Below are 18,128 nucleotides of genomic sequence, written 5' to 3'. Positions count from 1 at the left end.
GGGATGGGATGGGGTTCAAGCGGGGATGGTTTTGAGCATTGCAGATGCCCAATTCAAAGGGCGTTGATCTGCTGCCCAAAGCTGCCAAACGTTCATCTAGGCAAAGGAATGAGACCTTGAAAGACGATCCGTCAAAATGCTTGCCGTGCTTGATCGTCGCCACGGGGCCTTTCACGACCATTATCCTGAATGAGGATGACAAACTCGACACCAGCCTCGAGCAAATCAATAGCCACAACTATGACCGTGTTCGGCTTTGCCGGACAACCATGGAAGTGGACGTTGGTCTGGGATCACTTCCGGCACTTTTCAGCTACACGGCCGCTTGGATCTTCCCGCCAATTAGGGGCATCACTCCGCAGCGCGCAATTGATCTCGTCAACAAGGTGCACTTTGAACTCTTGTTGGGCGGCGTCCGTTTTGACTCGGCCGCGCCTGAAGATGTCGGTCAAGGCTACACCTACAATACCGGCTACTTCTTGGCCTCGGGGGGACTCACGGAAGCCTGCGGCGTAAACCTCTCTCGCCTACAGGGGCTAATTGCGGGCGATGTGAGTACGTACGACTCAATCGCGCTCTTTCAGCCTAGGAGCTTCACCGCCGCTGAGATCAATGCCGCCTTAGCTAAGGGCAGGTCCATCGCCAAGCATGCGCCGTGGCTCAATTCGACCATTGTTCTCGATGGTCTAACGGCGCTTAAGAACCGGCGCGGGACCTCATCCTTGATCTTCCTCTGGACCGCCTGCGAGGCACTGTTGGGCGGCTTATGGGACCGGCATGTCGCAACAAAAGGTGCCGGGGTTGCAGGGCGTAAGGTGTTCATCAACGGTCGGGACTGGACCGCCGCCCATAAAGCCGAGGTCTTCTTCCAGTTGGGTATGTTCGACGAAATTCTCTATGGCCAGATCAATCAGGTTCGGAAAGCGAGAAATAAAGCGGCTCACAATGGCCAGACGCCCGAATTATCAGTCTGCTCAATAGCCGCAGAATTGGTATTCAGTTTACTCAGCCTCGTCGTGACGCAGCAGGACGCCAAAGCCATCCGCTCATTGGGGCAATTTTACCGACTGGTGCCAGACGAGGCGAGAGCCGAACCCGTGGCATGGCGTCACCTACCAGCCGTGCCAGGCAATGAACGGTGGGGCGACAAGGACTACCCCCGCTACCCCGAGCGCGAATGGGTTCCTTTGCCGCGTGAGGTCCTAGAGAAGCTTAAGTAAGCTACCCCAAGCCAACCGAGGTGCCCCGAAGCACCAAAACGCTGCTCCCCTGGCCTATGATCTGGACGAACGGCCCGGTGACACACTCCGGCTCCAACTGACACACCCATGACCTGGCGCATCCACGTCGAACCGTTCACCCGCCCACTGTTCTTCGCCTGGTCGCGGCTGACGCGGGGCAAAACGCTGGGCGTGCGGGCGGTGGCGGTGGATGCGCAGGGGCGGGTGCTGATGGTGCGGCACACCTATCTCAAGGGCTGGTGGCTGCCGGGCGGCGGGGTGGACCGGGGCGAGACGACCCACGCCGCCGTGGTGCGCGAACTGCGTGAAGAGGCAGGGCTGGTCGCGCGCGGGGCGCCTCGCCTGATTTCGATCCATTCCAACGAGCGGTTCTTTCCCGGCGATCACGTCGCCGTCTTCCGCATCGACGCCTTCGATGTGGGCCGGCGCACCGGCCACGGCGAGATCGCCGAGATCGGCTGGTTCTCGCCCTCCGCCCTGCCGGACGACGTGAACCGGGGCTGTCGCGCGCGCCTGGCCGAAATCTTCGACGGCGCCCCGGTCGATCCCGACTGGTGAGACGGGAACCACCCCTCGCTGCGTTTCAGAATGGTCAAGCCTGCTAAAGGATCGCACCATGCCTCTCTCGCGTCGCCTGGCCCTTATCGGCCTGACCGTCAGCGCCACCCTCCCCGCCCACGCCCTCGCTCAAACCCGCAGCGATCGTCGACAGCGTCGCACGGCGCCCACCGGCCCGGCTGTCGCGCCCGCCCACACCTTCACCTTCGGTCCCGACTCGCTTCAGGCCTACGACCTCTATGCAGAGAGAGGGACGGGACCGATCCTGATGTTCGTCCACGGCGGCGGCTGGTCGCGGGGCGAACGGACCAATGTCGCCGCCCTGCCTGCCTATGCTCAGCGCCACGGCTTTACTCTGGCCTCGACCAGCTATCGGCTCGCTCCCGCCGTCAGCGCGCGCGAGTCGGCCCTGGGTGTCGCCGCCGCTGTCGCCGATCTGAAGCGCCGCCTGCCCGGACGGCCGGTCTATCTGCTGGGCCATTCGGCCGGGGCCCATCTGGCCGCGCTGGTCGGAATCGATCCCGAATACCTCGGCGCAGTTGGGGCGAAGCCCTCGGATCTGGCGGGCGTGATCCTGCTGGACGGGGCCGGCTATGACGCCACGGCGCCGCGAGGGACCGGCCCGGTCGACCAGTGGCTGGGCCGGACCTACGATCAGGCGTTCGGCGATCAGGCCGCCGCCTTGTCGCCTACTCTGCTTATCCGCCCCGGCGTGGCCTATCCGCCCTTCCTCATCTTCCACGTTGCCCGCCGGCAGGATTCGACTGCACAGAGTCACGGCCTTGCTGAGGCCCTGATCCGGGTCGGCGGCCGCGCAGAGGTCGTTGCCGCCCCGGACGACAGCCACATGACCATCAAGCGCGACTTCGGCGTCGCCGGCGATCCGGAAGGGGAACGCGCCGCCCGCTTCATCCGGGGGTAGCAATCGGCGAGCGCCGTGCTAGCCAGGGGCCATGAACCCGTCCCTGCTCGCCATCCTCGTCGTCATCCTGGCCGGCGGCGCCACCGCGCTTCAGGCCCCGACCAACGCCAGGCTGGCGACCGCCGTGGCCTCGCCGGTCAACGCCGCCTTCATCTCCTTCGCGGTCGGCACGACGGTCTTGGGGATATTGGCGGCCATCCTGCACACCCGGCCGGACATGGCCGCGACGCGCGCCCTGCCCTGGTACGCCTGGCTGGGCGGGGCCTACGGCGCCTGTTTCGTGGTCGCCGCCGCCTGGGGCGTGCCGCGCCTGGGGGTGGCCATGACCATCACCTTGATGGTCGGCGGCCAGTTGCTGCTCAGCCTGGCGCTGGATCATTTCGGGGCGCTGGGCGTTCCGCGCCAGCCGTTGAACATCGGCCGCGTCGCCGGGGTGGGGCTTGTTCTGGCCGGCGTCCTTCTGGTCCGGCGCTCTTGACCCTATATCGGGCGCGATGACCGAGGAGACGCCTGATTCCCAACTGAAAGCCGCCGCCCTGATCGCCGACGAGGCGCGCCGGGCGCCGGACAAGCCGGGCGTCTATCGCATGTACGGCGAGGACGGCTCGTGCCTCTATGTCGGCAAGGCCAAGTCGCTGAAGAAGCGCATCATCCAGTATGCGCAAGGGCGTTTCCACACCCAGCGCATCGGCCTGATGGTGTCGCAGACCCGGTCGATGGAGCTGGTGGTCACCGCCACCGAGACCGAAGCCCTGCTGCTGGAATCCAACTTCATCAAGAAGCTGAAGCCCCGCTTCAACGTGGTGCTGCGCGACGACAAGTCCTTCGCCGAGCTGATGATCCGCCGCGACCACCGCGCGCCCCAGGTCAGGAAGCATCGCGGGGCCCACACCACGCCCGGCGACTATTTCGGCCCCTTCGCCTCGACCTGGGCGGTCAACCGCACGCTGAACACCCTGCAGAAGGCCTTCCTGCTGCGGTCCTGTTCCGACAGCGTCTATGAGACCCGCACCCGTCCCTGCATGTTGCATCAGATCAAGCGCTGCTCGGCGCCGTGCACCGGCCTGATCAGCCTGGACGACTACGGCGAACTGGTCACCGAGGCCGAGCAGTTTCTGCGCGGCAAGTCCCGCGCCGTCATCAGCCGCCTGTCCAAGGAGATGCAGGCGGCGTCGGACGAGATGGACTTCGAACAGGCCGCCCGCGTGCGCGACCGCATCCGCGCCCTGTCGGCCATTGCCATGGAGAACTCGGTCAGCGCCGATAGCGTGGCCGAAGGCGACGTCTTCGCCCTGCATTCCGACGGCGGCCAGGCCTGCGTCCAGGTCTTCTTCTATCGCGCCGGCCAGAACTGGGGCGGCCGCGCCTATTTCCCGCGCGTGGACAAGACAGACACCGATCCTGAGATTCTGGCGGCCTTTCTGGGTCAGTTCTACGAGGACAAGCCGATCCCGCGCCTGGTCCTGTCCAACGTGCGCCCGCACGAGTTGGAACTGCTGGAAGAGGCCTTCTCGATGAAGGCGGCCCGCAAGGTCGAGATCGTCCGTCCGATGCGCGGCGAGAAGCTGGCGCTGGTCGGCCACGCCCTGACGAATGCGCGCGAGGCCCTGGGCCGCCGCCTGGCCGAAAGCTCCGCGCAGGGCAAGATCCTGGATGAGGTGTGCGAGGCCTTCGGACTGGAGAGCCGACCTGAAAGGATCGAGATTTACGACAACGCCCACATTCAAGGGACGAACGCGGTGGGCGGCATGGTCGTCGCCGGCCCCGAAGGCTTCCAGAAGTCGCAGTATCGCAAGTTCAACATCCGGGGCGAGGATCTGACGCCCGGCGACGACTACGGCATGATGCGTGAGGTGATGCGTCGTCGCTTCTCGCGCCTGGTCAAGGACGAGGAAGAGGGCGAAGACGTCGTCCGCCCCGACCTGCTGCTGATCGACGGCGGCGCGGGACAGCTGGCCGAGGTGCTGGCGGTTATGGCCGACCTGGGCGGGCTGGACGACATCGCCGTCGTCGGCGTGGCCAAGGGGCCCGATCGCGACGCGGGCATGGAGAAGTTCTTCATGCCCGGCAAGGCGCCCTTCATGCTGCCGTTGAAGTCGCCGGCCCTCTACTACCTGCAGCGGCTGCGCGACGAGGCCCACCGCTTCGCCAACGGCGCCCACACCAAGCGCCGCTCGATGGACATCAAGAAGAATCCGCTGGACGAGATCGAAGGCGTCGGCCCCGGCCGCAAGAAGGCCCTGCTGCACGCCTTCGGCTCGGCCAAGGGCGTCAGCCGCGCCTCATTGGCCGATCTGGTCAAGGTCGACGGCATCAACCAACCCCTCGCCGAACGCATCCACGCCTTCTTCCGTAAAAGCTGAGCCGGAGCTAAGACACCGACCATGAGCGACATCGAAGACGAACTGACCGCCGGCTATCGCCGCTTCCGCGCCGAGCACTGGCCGACGGCCCGCGCCGAATACGAGACCCTGGCGACAAAGGGCCAGAAGCCGCACACCCTGATCGTGGCCTGTTCCGACAGCCGCGCCGATCCGGCCCTGATCTTCGACGCCAAGCCGGGCGAGCTGTTCGTCGTGCGCAACGTCGCCAACCTGGTCCCGCCCTATGAGCCGGACGGCAAGCTGCACGGCGTGTCGGCGGCGCTGGAATTCGGGGTCAAGGTTCTGGGCGTCAAGCGGATCGTGGTCATGGGCCACGCCCACTGCGGCGGGGTCAACGCCATGATCAACGGCGCCCCTGAAATCGTCGCCGACTTCGTCGCCCCCTGGATCGCCCAAGGCGCGCCCGTCGTCCAGCACGTCGCCGAAACCGTCGCCCCCGACCAGCTGGAGCGCGCGGCCGAAGAAGCCATCGTGCGTCTGTCGATCCGGAACCTGCGCACCTTCCCCTGGATCGCCGAGCGCGAAGCCAAGGGCGAGCTTCAGCTCAGCGGCCTGCATTTCGGCATCGCCGAGGGCGCGCTTACGGCCCTGACCGACAAGCCCCGGTTCGAACCGTTGGATTGAGCGGCGAACCGTGCCACACCCGGCGCGTTGCAACGGACATGACGATGACCTCCGCCCACCGCGCCAACCCCGTTCCCAACATCCTGACCGGGCTGCGCCTGGCGGCCGGGGTGGTGATGTTCGCCATGATGGCCGGGGCCGCGCCGGGCGCGCTTGAGGCCTGGCTGTCGCCGGAAACCCAAGGGCGGTTCAGCGTCTGGGCCTTCTGGATCTTCGTCATCGCCGCCTCGACCGACTGGGTCGACGGCTATCTGGCCCGGCGTTGGAACGCGACCACGCGCTGGGGCGCCATTCTCGATCCCATCGCCGACAAGGTGCTGGTGACCGGCGCCATCCTGGGCGTTCTGGCCTCGGGATCCCTGCCCGGCATCGCCCTGCCCTGCGGCCTGATCCTGTTCCGCGAATTCGCCGTCTCCGCCCTGCGCGAGACGATGGCCGGCCGCATCGAACTGCCGGTCACCCTGGCCGCCAAGTGGAAGACCACGGTGCAGATGGTGGCGCTCGCCGCGCTTCAGCTGACCCTGCTGTGGGGCGCCTTGGGCCTGCAGAACGACGACGGATCCCCGCTGGCCTGGCAGCCCGCGTTCGAATCCTTCGCCATCTTCCTGATCTGGTTCGCCGCCATCATCACCCTTTGGACCGGCTGGCAGTATTTCAGCGAAGCCCGTCGCCAGATGCGCGACCTTTAGGGCCGCAACGTCAGCCCGGCCGGTGTGGCGGAAAAGGCGGAAAGCCGGCCCAGATAGCTCATGCCCAGCAGGGAGTATTCCAGCCCCTGCTCCACCACCAGGGCCTCGACCCGGTCCACCCGCGCGCCTGCGACCGAGATCGTCTTCAGCTGAACCGGCGCGGCGCGCACGACCCCCGATGCGGTCTGGACCTTGCCGGTGAAGGCTTCGGGTTCGGGATCGACGCCTAGTCTCAGGGCGTCGGCGCGCGTCAGGGCGACCACGCTGGCGCCCGTATCCACCAGCACCCGCACCGCCTTGCCGTCGATATTGGCCTCGGCCCAGTAGTGGCCGTCCGCGCCCTTCACCACCTGGGCGTCGGTGCCGGAGGCGCCCACCGCCGCCTCGGCCACGGGCGTCGCCGCCTGGGCCATGCCGTCGCCTTCCAGATGGCGGATCGTCAGAGCCGTGCCGAACGACGCCATGAGAGCGAAGCCGAGGACGACGACAGACTGGGTATCGATGCGAACCATGCCTCTGTCTTAGAGGCGCGGCGTTTGGATGGGGTGAAACGACGTGGCTGACGAAAGCTTAAGCCGCTAACCGCGCTAGCCCAGCTTGGCCGGATCGACCTGACTACGGCGCGACGGCAGTTCAGCCATGACCGCCGCGCGCTCGGCGTCGCTCAGCGACCGCCAGCCGGCGATTTCCTTCAGCGTGCGAAAACAGCCGAGGCAAAGGCCGCTCTCGCCATCGACCGCGCACACCATGACGCACGGCGTAGCGATGGCCTTGGGCGGTCCGGGCCGGTTCGGGGTCGTCGCGCTCATTGTGACATCGTAGCGAAAATCACTCCGACTCCTGACGAATAAATTTGCAAATTCACGAAACTGTCTTATCTTGTTCGATGACGCGTAACGACTGACGGTGGAATTCCATTGGTACGACGCGTCTCTTTTCATCGTTCTGCGAAAGGAGACGCCAAGATGAACGATAAGGAGCGTAACCTCCAACACGCCATGATGTCCTTCGCCCTTTGGGGCGGGATGCTGGTCAACAGTCGGCACATGCCGTCGAACTCGGGCCGGGTGGTCAGCCATCCGTCCAACTTCGTACCCTATACGATCAAGAAACGCTGACGGCCCGCTGGGCCCTCAGCCTGAAGAAGCCCCGGTCTCGCCGGGGCTTTTGCAATTGCGGGCTTGCCTGACGCGGCGTTCGCGGTCGATGACGGGCGCGAAGACGGAGACGACGCATGGGCCTGATCGCCGAAGACCGCCAAGGCGCAATAGTGATCTGGACGCTGGATCGCGAGGCGCGGCTGAACGCCCTGCCCGATCTGAGCGACGGCGACGAGGTCGCGGCGGCGTGCGAACGGGTCAACGCCGATCCGACGATCCGCTGTATAGTCCTGACCGGCGCCGGGCGGGCTTTTTCAGCAGGTGGCGACCTGACGGCCATGCGAGATCGGCGCGACCTGTTCGAGGGATCGGGCGCCGCGATCCGCGAACGCTATCGCCGCGTCGTCCACCGGATCGTGCGGTCTCTGTATGGGCTTGAGGTTCCGCTGATCGCCGCCGTCAACGGGCCGGCGATGGGGCTGGGCTGCGATATCGCGGGGCTCGGGGACATCCGTATCGCCTCGGACCGCGCCAGTTTCGGCGTGCCCTTCCTGAAGCTGGGCATCATCCCCGGCGACGGCGGATCATGGCTGCTGCCGCGCAACATCGGCTATGCCCGCGCCGCCGAGCTGCTGTTCACCGCCCGCTCCATCGACGCCGCAACAGCGGCCGAATGGGGGCTGGTCAACCGCGTGGTCGCGCACGACGACCTGATGACCGAGGCCCTGGCCGTCGCCGCCCAGGTCGCGGCCCAGCCGCCCCAGGCCCTGCGCATGGCCAAGACCCTGCTGCGTCAGGGCCGAGACACGACCTTCGACCAGATGCTGGAGATGTCGGCGGCGATGCAGGCGCTCGCCCATCTGACCGAGGACCATCAGGAAGGCGTCGCCGCCGTGCTGGAAAAGCGGCCGGGCAATTTCACCGGCCGCTGATCCGACGTCCTATTTCGTCTTCATGGCCTCGCTGGGCCCGACGCCGGCGGCGACCGCGCGTTTGGCCCCGGCGGTCTCGCCCGGCTTCATGAACTTGACCAGCACCCGCTGTCCGATCAGCAGGGGCGCATCGCCGGCCGAGGCGACCACTTCAACCACCCGCTCGTCGCTACGTTGCGAGGGATCGTCCGAGGCCAGTTTACGCGCGCCGAACACGGCGGCCCGACGCATGACGGCGCCGATATAGACCTTGCTGGCGTCGCCCTCGGGGCTGATCTCGACGGCCTGGCCGTCGGTCAGGTTCGGCAGGTCGCTCTCTACCACCTCGGCGCGGACGATGCGCGGCGCGTCGGGTTCCAGATCGAACATGTTGGAAACGTTCAGGGTCGAGGCGCCGGCGCCGGGGTTGGCGTAGCGGCGCACGATCCGGCCGTTGGTCGGGGCACGGATGACCGTCAGTTCCTGATTGTAGCGGGCCTGATCCAGCTGGGCGCGCGCGGTCTGGACTGCGGCGACCTGCGACCCCAGCCGGGCCTGGGCGGTGGCGATGGCGTCCTGGGCCTGGTCCATGCGCTGGGCGGCGACGAAGTTGGTGGCGACCAGACGTTGCAGACGCTCCTGCTCGCGCTGGGCGGTGCGGATGTCCACGCGGATCTGGGCCAGCTGGCTTTCGGCCTGGCTGACGGCGGCGGCGGCGGCCTGCACCGCCAGACGCGCTTCGTCGTCTTCCTGACGGGCCAGGATCTGACCGGCGACGACGCGATCGCCTTCCTGAACCAGAACGTCACGGACGATGCCGCCGCGACGGGCCGCGATCTGGATGATGCCGCCCTCGACGTCGACCTTGCCATTGGCGATAGCCGCATAGGGGCTGTCGACCTTGGTCGCCGCCGCCTTCTCCTGCTCGGCCTTCTTGGTCTTGGCGGCGGACTGGAACAGCATGAAGCCGACCGCCAGCACGATCACCAGCAGCAGGCCGATCCAGGTGCGTTTTTTCTTCAGAAAGCCGGGCATTGGCGTGTCGTCCTAAGGGAAATCGTCGTGTCGGTTAGTGGGACGCCAGGATGGCGTTCGGATCAGGGATGCGGCGCTGGTCGTCCAGAATCTTTCCGTCCTCAATGTGGATGACCCGGTCGGCCCAGGCCTCCAGGCGCGGATCGTGGGTCACGCAGATGACGGCGGCGCCGTGTTCGGTGGCGGCGCGGCGCAGCAGCTTGATGACCACCTGGCCGTTCTCGCCGTCCAGGGCCGAGGTGGGTTCGTCGGCGAACAGGATCTTCGGGTCCTTGGCCAGGGCGCGGGCGATGGCGACGCGCTGCTTTTCACCACCTGACAAAGCCGCCGGTCGCTGGTGCAGACGGTGGCCCAGGCCGACCTCTTCAAGGGCGATCGTGGCGCGTTTCTTGGCCTGGCCCGCGGTCAGCCCCTGGAACTTCAGCACCGTCTCGACCTGCTGAAGCGCCGTCAGCGCGGGAAACAGGTTGAAGCCCTGAAAGATGAAGCCGCAGTTATCCAGGCGGAACTTGTCGATCCGACCCGAGGACAGCTTCCACAGATCGTCGACGTCCAACGCGTCCACCCGGCCCTCTTCAGGCTTCAGCAGGCCCGACAGGGCTGCGATCAGGGTGGACTTGCCCGAGCCGGAAGGCCCCATGACCATGGTCAGGTCGCCATGCCGCGCATCGAAATCGACGCCTTTCAGCACATCCACCCAAGCCTTGCCGGACTTGAACCGCTTGACCAGGCTTTTGGCCTCGATGGCGAAGTCGCCGTGCTTGCCGTGAACCTTTGTATGAACGTTCATCGCAGCAGGTCCGCCGGTTGGCTGTTCTTGAGGATGCCCAGCGACAGCAGGCCGGACACCATGGCGATGGCGATCAGACCGATGCCGACGATGATCAGCAGCGACAGCGGCAGGGCGATGATCACCGCCCCCATCATCGCCAGCAGCGAGACGAGCCAGGTCAGGACGATGGCCGCGATGACGCCGACGACGCCGACCCAGAAGCTGAGCTCGACCACGATCCGACGCAAGGACCCCATGCTGACGCCCAGGGCCCGCAGAGAGGCGAACTCCTTGATATTGGCCATGATGGCGCCGCGCAGGGTCTGCCAGGTGATGGCCACGCCGATGATGATCCCCAAGACGACGCAGCCGCCGATGATGATGACCAGGATGCCTTCCTCGAACATGGCGCCGGCGTTGGCGTCGGCCAGTTGCTGCTTGGTCCACGCCTTCCACTGACCGGCGCCCATGGCGTTCAGCTGGGCCACCACGATGGGCGCGCGGGCCGGATCACGCAGCTTGACCATCAGCGGACCGACGCGCGGACCCGTGTCGGCCTGGCCCAGCATCCGCAGGGTGTCGCGCGACATGACCACGCCCGGCTGCATCATATTGGGATAGCCGCGCGTCACGCCGACGACGGTGACGGTCTGGCCGTTGTACAGGGCCTTGTCGCCCAGCTTCACGCCCAAGGTCGTCAGGGCCGTCTCGTCGACCGCCACGGTGTAGGGTTGGCGCAACGCATCGACCAGTTCCTGCGAATAGTCGGTCGGGATGGTCACCGAGCCAGGACGGGTGTCGATGATGCTGGCCTGAACGAACTTCTGACGCGGCGCGCCCTGCGACGCATTGTCCGCCTGGCTCTTGGTCGGATCGACGTTCTTGATGTTCTGGAAGGTGCCGCCGGCGCCGTCCAGCGGCATGACCTCGACCACCTCGGGGTGGTTGTAGGCCAGGGGGATGAACCGGCGGGGCACGCCCGACGGCCCGCCGATCAGGCTCTTGGCGCCGGGCTGCATGATGAAGATGTCGGCGTTCGACCGTTCGATGGTCGCGGTGAATCCCTTGCCGATGCCGATGAAGACGCCGGTCATCGCCAGGACCAGAAGCCCCGACAGGGCCAGGGCCATGACCGCCGCCATATAGCGACGCCACTCGAACAGCAGTGTTGATAGCGCAAGCGACATTGTCGTCGATAACCCCCGGTACTTGCGCCTATCTGACCGTGCGCCCCCTCACCGCCAAGTTAAATCGGGGTAAGGCTTGTGAACCCTTGTCATTGCGGGTTCGAAATCAGGGGATTAAGGGCCTTCCAGCCTCTTGGCGCCCGCCCTTCGTCGGCGCTAGTTACAACATAACAGATGGGACAGGCCGTCCCACGCTCTGGGAAACACGCCTTCATGTCCTTGCCCTCGCTTCGTCTCACCGCCTCTCTGGCCGCGCTCGGCGCCGCCACCGCCGTCCTGTCCGCGCCTGCGACCTCCGCCCGCGCCGACGAGGGCATGTGGACCTTCGACAACTTCCCCATCACCACGGTGAACGAGAAGTACGGCACCAATATCGATCAGGCGTGGCTTGACCGCGTGCGCAACGCCGCGGTCCGCCTGCAGGGCTGCTCGGCCTCGCTGGTTTCGAACGAAGGCCTGGTGCTGACCAACCACCACTGCGTCGTGTCGTGCGTTCAGGACCTGTCCACGGCCCAGAACGACTACGTCAAGAACGGCTGGATGCCCGCCACCCGCGAGGAAGAGAAGAAGTGCCCCGGCCAGACGGCCGAAATCCTGACGGACATCGTCGATGTCACCGACCGCGTGACCGGCGCCGGCGCCGGTCTTGAGGGCGCCGCCTTCGTCCAGGCCCGCGCCGCCGAGATCGACAAGATCCAGAAGGAGACCTGCGGCGACGATCAGAAGCTGACCTGCCAGGTCATCAGCTTCTATCGCGGCGGCCAGTACAAGCTCTACAAGTTCCGCAAATACGACGACGTGCGCCTGGTCTTCGCGCCCGAGTTCCAGGCGGCCTTCTTCGGCGGCGACCCGGACAACTTCAACTTCCCGCGCTACGCCCTGGATGCCGGCTTCCTGCGCATCTACGAGGACGGCAAGCCGGTCGCGACGCCCAACCACCTGACTTGGAACGCCAATGCGCCCAAGGAAGGCGACGTAACCTTCGTCGCCGGCAACCCCGGCTCGACCCAGCGCCTGCTGACCGTGGCCCAGTTGGAAACCCTGCGCGACCAGCAACTGCCCATCAGCCTGATCCAGACCTCGGAACTGCGTGGTCGTCTGCTGGAATATTCGACCACCGGCGAAGAGGCCAAACGCGTCTCGGTCGATCCGATCTTCGGCTTGGAGAACGGTTTCAAGGTCAACTACGGCCAGCAGGGCGCCCTGACCGACCCGGCCTTCATGGCCACCAAGCGCCGCGAAGAGCAGGAGCTGCGCCAGCGCGTCGCCGCCGACCCGGCCCTGGCCCAACGCATCGGCGATCCGTGGGCCGATCTGGAACGCGCCTCGACCGCCCAGCGCGACCTCTATCTGCCCTATCGCCAGCTGGAATCGGCGGCAGGCCAACGCTCGTCGCTCTACAGCTACGCCAAGGCCATCGTCCGCGCTTCCAAGGAACGCGCCAAGCCCGTCGCCGAGCGTCGCGCCGGCTATTCGGACGCCGACATCGCCTCGCTGGGCCGTCGCCTGGCGACCGAGACGCCGATCTCGAACGACCTGGAGAAGATCTATCTCGACTTCTGGCTGTCCAAGACCCGCGAATATCTGACGGTCGACAATGCGAATGTGAAGGCGCTGCTGGGCAAGGAAAGCCCCGAACAGATTGCGGAGCGTCTGGTCGACGGCACGCGTCTGGCCGATCCCGCCTTCCGCGCCCAGGCCCTGGCCATGACGCCGGAGCAACTGGCCGCCTCGGGCGACCCGCTGATCCAGTTCGTGCTGGCCAATGACGATGCGGCCCAGGCCGTGCGCACCCAGTGGGAATCGGCTGTGTCCGGCCCGACCAGCCGCGCCGGCGAAAAGATCGCCCAGGCCCGGTTCGCGGTCTATGGGACCAATCTGTATCCCGATGCGACCTTCTCCTTGCGCCTGTCCTACGGCCAGGTGAAGGGCTGGACCTATCGCGGCGTGACGGTCGAACCCTTCACCCAGATCGGCGGCCTGTACGAGCGCAACACCGGCGCCGAGCCCTTCAACGCGGCCGAGGACTGGCTGGCGGCCGAGGGCAAGGTCAACAAGTCGACCGTCTATGACTTCGTCTCGACCAACGACATCATCGGCGGCAATTCGGGCTCGCCCGTGATCAACGCCAAGGGCGAAGTCATCGGCGCCGCCTTCGACGGCAACATCCACTCGCTGGGCGGCAGCTTCGGTTATGACCCCGAGCTAAACCGCACGGTGACGGTCTCGACCGCCGCCATCACCGAGGCCCTGCGCAACGTCTACAACCAGCCGCGCCTGCTGCGCGAACTGGGCGTGCGTCGCTAGAACGACAACGAAGAAGTCTCCTCCCCGCTGCGCGGGGAGGGGGCCGCGAAGCGGTGGAGGGGCTCTTCACCACTACACAATCGCCTGTAAACTGACCAAGAGCCCCTCCGTCACGACGCTGAAGAAGCGCCGCGCCACCTCCCCGCAAGGCGGGGAGGAGACTTAAAGGACACCGCCCATGCGCCCTCTTCTCCTCGCCTCTGCCGCCGTTCTCGCGTTCGCCGCCGCCAGCTCGGCCAGCGCCGAGGAAGGCATGTGGACCTACGACAACTTCCCCATCGCCCGCGCCAACCAGACGTTGGGGACCAATATCGATCAGGCCTTCCTGGATCGGGTGCGGCTGTCGTCGGTGAAGTTCGGCGGCTGCTCGGCGGGGGTGGTGTCGGGCCAGGGTCTGGTGATGACCAACAACCACTGCGTCGCCACCTGCGTGGCCAACCTGTCCACGCCGCAACAGCAGTACGGCGAGACGGGCTTTACGCCCAAGACGCGTGAGGAAGAGCGCAAATGCCCCGGCGCCACGGCCGAGATCCTGACCGACATCTCCGATGTCACCGAGCGGATGCACAAGGCCGGCGAAGGGCTTGAGGGCCAGGCCTTCACCCAGGCGCGCGAGGCCGAGGCCGGGCGGATCGAGACTGAAGCCTGCGGCAACGATCCCAAGATCCGCTGCCAGGTCGTCAGCCTGTACCGGGGCGGCCAGTTCAAACTCTACAAATACCGCAAATACAGCGATGTGCGCCTGGCCTGGGCTCCGGAAGACCGCGCCGCGACCTTCGGCGGCGATCTGGACAACTTCTCCTTCCCGCGCTTCGCCATCGATGCGGCCTTCATTCGCCTGTACGAGGACGGCAAGCCGGTCGAGACGCCGATCCACTTCGCCTGGAACGCCGACAAGCCGACCGAGGGCGAGGCCGTCTTCATCACCGGCAATCCCGGCGCGACCCAGCGCCTGCTGACGATGGACCAGCTGGCGACGATCCGCGACGTGGTCCTGCCGCTGGATCAATTGATCGCATCGGAACTGCGCGGTCGTCTGATCCGCTATTCCGAAGAGGGCGACGATCAGGCCTTTATCGCCATGGACCCGATTGTGGGCGTGGAGAACACCTACAAGCGCGGCCTGGGCCGGATGCGCGCCCTGACCGACGCCCAGTTCATCCAGGCCAAGGCTGCGGCCGAGGTCGACTTCATGCAGCGCTACGCCGCCGCCAACGGCAATGGTCCCGATCCATGGGGTGCGCTGGAAGCGCTCCAGCCCATTGCGCGCGAACTCTATGCCCCTACCGCCCTGCTGGAAGGCGGCACGGGCCTGGGCACCACCTCGGTCGCCGGTGGATCGCAGCTGTTCCAGTGGGCCAAGGCCATCGTGCGCGGCGCGCAGGAGCGGGCCAAGCCGTCGGACCAGCGTCTGGCCGAGTTCGCCGACAGCCGCCTGCCCGGCGTCGAATCCGGTCTGTTCGCCGAGCGGCCGACCTATCCCGAGCTGGAGCAGATCCGGCTGGAATGGTGGCTGTCCAAGACGCGCGAATGGCTGACGGTGGACAGCCCCTATGTGCGCACCCTGCTGGGCAAGGAAAGCCCCGAAGAGTTGTCGGCCCGCGTCGTAACTGGCACCAAGCTGGCCGATCCGGCCGTGCGTCGCGCCCTGTGGACCGGCGGCCTGGCGGCGGTTCAGGCGTCGGACGATCCGATGGTCCAGTATGTGCTGTCGATAGACGCGGACGCCCGCGCCGTCCGCACGGAATGGGAGAATAAGGTCAAGGCCCCGACCGACCGCGCGTCGGAACAGCTGGCGGCCGCCCGCTTCGCCGCCTATGGCGACGCCGTCTATCCCGACGCCACCGGCACGCTGCGTCTGACCTATGGCAAGGTCGAAGGCTCGGACGTGCCCGGCCAGCGCTTCGGCGCCTTCACCACCTTCGCCGGCCTGTGGGACCGCGCCACCGGCGCCGAACCGTTCAAGGTCGCGCCCAAGCTGATGGCCGCCAAGGACCGGATCGATCCGAACGCGGTGATGGACATGGCCGTCTCGACCGACACCATCGGCGGTTCGTCCGGGTCGCCCGCGGTCAACGCTCGGGGCGAGATCATCGGGGCCAACTTCGATTCCACCGTCCTGACCCAGCGCAACGCCTATGGCTATGACCGCAACACCAACCGCAGCGTGATCGTCACCACCCAGGCCGTCACCGTGGCCCTGCGCGACGTCTATGGGATGGATCATCTGCTGACGGAGCTGGGCGTCAGCCGTTGACGCAGATCGCCATACGCGCGGCGACGCCCGACGACGTCGCCGCGCTGCATCCTCTGATCGAGCGCGCCTATCGCGGCGAAACGGCCAAGGCCGGCTGGACGCATGAAGCCGACCTGCTGTTCGATGATCGCACCAGCGCGGCGGAGCTGTCGGCCCTGATCGCCGATCCCGACCGGGTCATCCTGCTGGCCCATCGCGACGGCGCGCCGATCGGCTGCGTCCAGGTCGCCCGCGCCGGGGACAACCTGGCCTATCTCGGCATGCTGACGGTCGAGCCGACCTTGCAGGCGTCCGGCCTCGGCCGTCGTCTGCTCGCGGCCGCCGAAAGCGAGGCGATCGCGCGTTTCGGCGCGCGCCGCATGGAGATGACCGTCATCCACCGCCGGACCGAACTGATCGCCTGGTACGAACGACGCGGTTACGCCCCCACCGGCGAGACTCGCCCCTTCCCCGTCGCTCCGCCCCGACCCGAGTTGGAATTCGTGGTGCTGGAAAAAGCGCTCTAGCCGCAATACTCCACAGGCATCTCCACGCTATGTGTTCCGCATTTGTTCTCATCATGCTCTAACCGTCTGCGGCGGTCGGCGGCGTGATGGAGGATCAGATGAACGACGGAATCCTGGCCCATATGATGGCCGAACTGGATGCGGAGCTGGCGCGGGCGGAGCCGTCCTTGCCCGCCCATCCCGAACATACGCGCCAGACGGAGATCATGCGCGCCCTGGCCTTGGGGCTGGGCAATTTCGAGCGGATGCGGGCGCACGACGTGCATCTGCTCGCCGCCAGCCTGTCGCCGCGATCAGCCTGATCCGGCGTCAGGGTTTGCGCTTGAACGTGTCGCCGATCTCGGCGGCGTCCGGGCCGTCCGGTCCCGCGCTCTGGCGCTCGGCCTGACCGACCGCCTTCGTTGCCTTGTCAGAGGTCAGGGCGTCCGGTTTGCCGGCTGGATCGGCGCCGTTCTCTTCACGACCTTTGGTCTGTTCGCGGTCCATGGTGCTCTCCGTTGCTGGGACAGGTAGCGCGATCGGGAGCTGCGCGTTCCGTCAGCCGGCCGTATTGACCTTCGCCACCACCGACATGCCCGGCGCCAGGCGCTCGGCGGCGGGCTGGTTCGGGTCGATGCGGATGCGGACCGGGATGCGCTGGGCCACCTTGGTGAAGTTGCCGGTGGCGTTGTCGGGACGAATGACGCTGAACTCCGATCCGGCGGCGGGGGCGATCCTTTCGACATGGCCGCGCAGGGTCTGGCCGCCCAGGGCGTCGACGGTGATCTCGACCGGCTGGCCGACGCGGATGTTCTTCATCTGCGTCTCCTTCATATTGGCCGTGACCCAGACCACGTCCGGCACCAGACCCATCAGCTGGGTGCCCGCGGTCACATACTGGCCCTGGCGCACGCCGATCTCGCCCAGACGACCGGCGCGGGGGGCGACGATGCGGGTGTTGGCCAGATCGATCTGGGCCAGGCGCACGGCGGCCTGGGCGTTCTCGACGGCGGCGGCCAGGCTGTCGCGGCCGACGACGGCGGAGGTGACGCCGGTCTGGGCGATGCCCTCGGCGGCGCGGGCCTGGGCGACCTGGGCCTGGGCGCTGCGCAGGGCGGCTTCGGCGACGTCCACATTGGCCTGGGCGACCCAGCCGCCGGCCTTCAGGGTGCGGGCGCGCTCAGCGTCGGCCTGAGCCCGCGTCAGCGTAGCTTCGGCGGCGGCGATGGAGGCGCGCTGCTGGGCCACCGATCCGCGCGCCGAGGCCTGGGTCTGGGTCGAGTTGGACAGGGCCGCCTGGGCCGAATGCAGGCTGGCCTCCGCCTGCTCGAGCCGCTGGCGATAGATGCGGTCGTCCACCTGGGCCAGCAGCTGCCCCTGTTGGACGGTCTGGAAGTCCTGGACCGGCACGGCCGTGACATAGCCGTTCACCTGCGGGCTGATGATCGTCACCTGGCCGCGCACATAGGCGTTGTCCGTGCGCTGTATCGCGCCCCGGAAGGGCGGCAACTGCCACGCATACAGCACCATCAGCACGCCCAGCAGGGCGACCCCGGCGGCGATGACGGTCCACATGACGTTCTTCTTCGGCGCGGGCGGAGCGGCTGCGGGCGCCTGCGGGGCGGCGGGAGCGGAAGAGGCGGGGGCGGTCTGGGC

20 protein-coding genes are annotated in these 18,128 nt (G+C 66.8%); 13 read left to right on the top strand and 7 right to left on the bottom strand.

Annotated features, from left to right (window positions below; all coding sequences use genetic code 11):
- Positions 1 to 44 precede the first annotated feature (44 nt).
- The 7 genes from GGC30_RS13750 (at position 45) to pgsA (ending at position 6,418) form a co-directional block, all read left to right on the top strand.
- On the top strand, positions 45 to 1,220 hold the full coding sequence (locus GGC30_RS13750) for a hypothetical protein (RefSeq protein WP_153925340.1): 1,176 nt from the start codon (positions 45 to 47) through the stop codon (positions 1,218 to 1,220).
- 108 nt (positions 1,221 to 1,328) lie between these two features.
- Positions 1,329 to 1,799 (top strand): NUDIX domain-containing protein, encoded by a 471-nt coding sequence (locus GGC30_RS13745; protein WP_153925337.1) that lies wholly within the window; start codon positions 1,329 to 1,331, stop codon positions 1,797 to 1,799.
- 58 nt (positions 1,800 to 1,857) lie between these two features.
- Complete coding sequence (locus GGC30_RS13740; RefSeq protein ID WP_153925334.1) at positions 1,858 to 2,721, top strand: alpha/beta hydrolase; 864 nt, start codon at positions 1,858 to 1,860, stop codon at positions 2,719 to 2,721.
- Positions 2,722 to 2,752: 31 nt separating this feature from the next.
- A complete protein-coding gene (locus GGC30_RS13735) occupies positions 2,753 to 3,199 on the top strand; it encodes a DMT family transporter (protein ID WP_153925329.1) in 447 nt (148 codons plus the stop codon).
- A 16-nt stretch (positions 3,200 to 3,215) separates the two neighbouring features.
- A complete protein-coding gene (uvrC, locus tag GGC30_RS13730; RefSeq protein WP_153925327.1) occupies positions 3,216 to 5,084 on the top strand; it encodes an excinuclease ABC subunit UvrC in 1,869 nt (622 codons plus the stop codon).
- Between the two features lie 21 nt (positions 5,085 to 5,105).
- The gene (locus GGC30_RS13725) at positions 5,106 to 5,729 is read left to right on the top strand and encodes a carbonic anhydrase (protein WP_055753092.1); all 624 of its coding nucleotides are present in this window, start codon (positions 5,106 to 5,108) and stop codon (positions 5,727 to 5,729) included.
- Positions 5,730 to 5,773: 44 nt separating this feature from the next.
- The gene (gene pgsA / locus GGC30_RS13720; protein WP_370452000.1) at positions 5,774 to 6,418 is read left to right on the top strand and encodes a CDP-diacylglycerol--glycerol-3-phosphate 3-phosphatidyltransferase; all 645 of its coding nucleotides are present in this window, start codon (positions 5,774 to 5,776) and stop codon (positions 6,416 to 6,418) included.
- Here pgsA and GGC30_RS13715 read toward each other — a convergent pair.
- Both GGC30_RS13715 and GGC30_RS13710 read right to left on the bottom strand, forming a co-directional pair.
- Positions 6,415 to 6,930, bottom strand: a complete 516-nt coding sequence (locus GGC30_RS13715; protein ID WP_066624321.1) for a TIGR02281 family clan AA aspartic protease — start codon at positions 6,928 to 6,930, stop codon at positions 6,415 to 6,417. The two genes, pgsA and GGC30_RS13715, sit on opposite strands and share 4 nt — an antisense overlap.
- Before the next feature lie 75 nt (positions 6,931 to 7,005).
- Positions 7,006 to 7,227, bottom strand: coding sequence for a DUF1289 domain-containing protein (locus tag GGC30_RS13710; RefSeq protein WP_153925322.1), 222 nt, complete (start codon positions 7,225 to 7,227; stop codon positions 7,006 to 7,008).
- A gap of 156 nt (positions 7,228 to 7,383) precedes the next feature.
- Between GGC30_RS13710 and GGC30_RS16335 the strand changes: the two genes are divergently transcribed.
- Together GGC30_RS16335 and GGC30_RS13705 are read left to right on the top strand one after the other, a co-directional pair.
- On the top strand, positions 7,384 to 7,536 hold the full coding sequence (locus GGC30_RS16335) for a hypothetical protein (protein WP_017505113.1): 153 nt from the start codon (positions 7,384 to 7,386) through the stop codon (positions 7,534 to 7,536).
- 116 nt (positions 7,537 to 7,652) lie between these two features.
- Entirely contained in the window at positions 7,653 to 8,450 is a 798-nt protein-coding gene (locus GGC30_RS13705) for a crotonase/enoyl-CoA hydratase family protein (protein ID WP_153925319.1), read from the top strand.
- Positions 8,451 to 8,459: 9 nt separating this feature from the next.
- Here GGC30_RS13705 and GGC30_RS13700 read toward each other — a convergent pair whose 3' ends face one another.
- From GGC30_RS13700 to GGC30_RS13690, 3 genes are read right to left on the bottom strand one after another with little or no spacing between them, the layout of a single operon-like run.
- A complete protein-coding gene (locus tag GGC30_RS13700; protein ID WP_039248126.1) occupies positions 8,460 to 9,464 on the bottom strand; it encodes an HlyD family secretion protein in 1,005 nt (334 codons plus the stop codon).
- Positions 9,465 to 9,498: 34 nt separating this feature from the next.
- Positions 9,499 to 10,254 (bottom strand): ABC transporter ATP-binding protein, encoded by a 756-nt coding sequence (locus tag GGC30_RS13695; protein ID WP_055805773.1) that lies wholly within the window; start codon positions 10,252 to 10,254, stop codon positions 9,499 to 9,501.
- Positions 10,251 to 11,423, bottom strand: coding sequence for an ABC transporter permease (locus GGC30_RS13690; protein WP_055805778.1), 1,173 nt, complete (start codon positions 11,421 to 11,423; stop codon positions 10,251 to 10,253). Before GGC30_RS13690 ends, GGC30_RS13695 begins: the two co-directional genes overlap by 4 nt.
- A 213-nt stretch (positions 11,424 to 11,636) precedes the next feature.
- Here GGC30_RS13690 and GGC30_RS13685 point away from each other — a divergent pair, with 213 nt between their 5' ends.
- The 4 genes from GGC30_RS13685 to GGC30_RS13670 all read left to right on the top strand — a co-directional run bounded on the left by GGC30_RS13685 (position 11,637) and on the right by GGC30_RS13670 (position 16,795).
- Positions 11,637 to 13,730: a S46 family peptidase gene (locus tag GGC30_RS13685; protein ID WP_153925314.1), complete on the top strand. Its 2,094-nt coding sequence runs from the start codon at positions 11,637 to 11,639 to the stop codon at positions 13,728 to 13,730.
- A 178-nt stretch (positions 13,731 to 13,908) separates the two neighbouring features.
- Positions 13,909 to 15,987, top strand: a complete 2,079-nt coding sequence (locus tag GGC30_RS13680) for a S46 family peptidase (RefSeq protein ID WP_153925311.1) — start codon at positions 13,909 to 13,911, stop codon at positions 15,985 to 15,987.
- Positions 15,984 to 16,493, top strand: a complete 510-nt coding sequence (locus GGC30_RS13675; RefSeq protein WP_153925308.1) for a GNAT family N-acetyltransferase — start codon at positions 15,984 to 15,986, stop codon at positions 16,491 to 16,493. Before GGC30_RS13680 ends, GGC30_RS13675 begins: the two co-directional genes overlap by 4 nt.
- Positions 16,494 to 16,591: 98 nt before the next feature.
- Positions 16,592 to 16,795, top strand: coding sequence for a hypothetical protein (locus tag GGC30_RS13670; protein WP_228763748.1), 204 nt, complete (start codon positions 16,592 to 16,594; stop codon positions 16,793 to 16,795).
- A gap of 7 nt (positions 16,796 to 16,802) precedes the next feature.
- Here the strand turns inward: GGC30_RS13670 and GGC30_RS16330 are convergent, their stop codons facing one another.
- Together GGC30_RS16330 and GGC30_RS13665 are read right to left on the bottom strand one after the other, a co-directional pair.
- Positions 16,803 to 16,979 (bottom strand): hypothetical protein, encoded by a 177-nt coding sequence (locus tag GGC30_RS16330; RefSeq protein ID WP_017505124.1) that lies wholly within the window; start codon positions 16,977 to 16,979, stop codon positions 16,803 to 16,805.
- A gap of 51 nt (positions 16,980 to 17,030) precedes the next feature.
- Positions 17,031 to 18,128, bottom strand: a 1,098-nt coding sequence (locus GGC30_RS13665; protein ID WP_228763747.1) for an HlyD family secretion protein, incomplete at its 5' end; no start/stop codon positions are given.

The organism is Brevundimonas sp. SPF441 (assembly GCF_009661015.1).
Classification (GTDB): domain Bacteria; phylum Pseudomonadota; class Alphaproteobacteria; order Caulobacterales; family Caulobacteraceae; genus Brevundimonas; species Brevundimonas vesicularis.
This window is presented reverse-complemented; position numbering and strand designations above follow the sequence as displayed.

Excerpts from the sequence above, each read along its gene's own strand:
- GGC30_RS13750 (WP_153925340.1), top strand. The coding sequence starts at position 45 with ATGCCCAATTCAAAGGGCGTTGATCTGCTGCCCAAAGCTGCCAAACGT.
- GGC30_RS13745 (WP_153925337.1), top strand. The coding sequence starts at position 1,329 with ATGACCTGGCGCATCCACGTCGAACCGTTCACCCGCCCACTGTTCTTC.
- GGC30_RS13740 (WP_153925334.1), top strand. The coding sequence starts at position 1,858 with ATGCCTCTCTCGCGTCGCCTGGCCCTTATCGGCCTGACCGTCAGCGCC.
- GGC30_RS13735 (WP_153925329.1), top strand. The coding sequence starts at position 2,753 with ATGAACCCGTCCCTGCTCGCCATCCTCGTCGTCATCCTGGCCGGCGGC.
- uvrC (WP_153925327.1), top strand. The coding sequence starts at position 3,216 with ATGACCGAGGAGACGCCTGATTCCCAACTGAAAGCCGCCGCCCTGATC.
- GGC30_RS13725 (WP_055753092.1), top strand. The coding sequence starts at position 5,106 with ATGAGCGACATCGAAGACGAACTGACCGCCGGCTATCGCCGCTTCCGC.
- pgsA (WP_370452000.1), top strand. The coding sequence starts at position 5,774 with ATGACCTCCGCCCACCGCGCCAACCCCGTTCCCAACATCCTGACCGGG.
- GGC30_RS13715 (WP_066624321.1), bottom strand. The coding sequence starts at position 6,930 with ATGGTTCGCATCGATACCCAGTCTGTCGTCGTCCTCGGCTTCGCTCTC.
- GGC30_RS13710 (WP_153925322.1), bottom strand. The coding sequence starts at position 7,227 with ATGAGCGCGACGACCCCGAACCGGCCCGGACCGCCCAAGGCCATCGCT.
- GGC30_RS16335 (WP_017505113.1), top strand. The coding sequence starts at position 7,384 with ATGAACGATAAGGAGCGTAACCTCCAACACGCCATGATGTCCTTCGCC.
- GGC30_RS13705 (WP_153925319.1), top strand. The coding sequence starts at position 7,653 with ATGGGCCTGATCGCCGAAGACCGCCAAGGCGCAATAGTGATCTGGACG.
- GGC30_RS13700 (WP_039248126.1), bottom strand. The coding sequence starts at position 9,464 with ATGCCCGGCTTTCTGAAGAAAAAACGCACCTGGATCGGCCTGCTGCTG.
- GGC30_RS13695 (WP_055805773.1), bottom strand. The coding sequence starts at position 10,254 with ATGAACGTTCATACAAAGGTTCACGGCAAGCACGGCGACTTCGCCATC.
- GGC30_RS13690 (WP_055805778.1), bottom strand. The coding sequence starts at position 11,423 with ATGTCGCTTGCGCTATCAACACTGCTGTTCGAGTGGCGTCGCTATATG.
- GGC30_RS13685 (WP_153925314.1), top strand. The coding sequence starts at position 11,637 with ATGTCCTTGCCCTCGCTTCGTCTCACCGCCTCTCTGGCCGCGCTCGGC.
- GGC30_RS13680 (WP_153925311.1), top strand. The coding sequence starts at position 13,909 with ATGCGCCCTCTTCTCCTCGCCTCTGCCGCCGTTCTCGCGTTCGCCGCC.
- GGC30_RS13670 (WP_228763748.1), top strand. The coding sequence starts at position 16,592 with ATGAACGACGGAATCCTGGCCCATATGATGGCCGAACTGGATGCGGAG.
- GGC30_RS16330 (WP_017505124.1), bottom strand. The coding sequence starts at position 16,979 with ATGGACCGCGAACAGACCAAAGGTCGTGAAGAGAACGGCGCCGATCCA.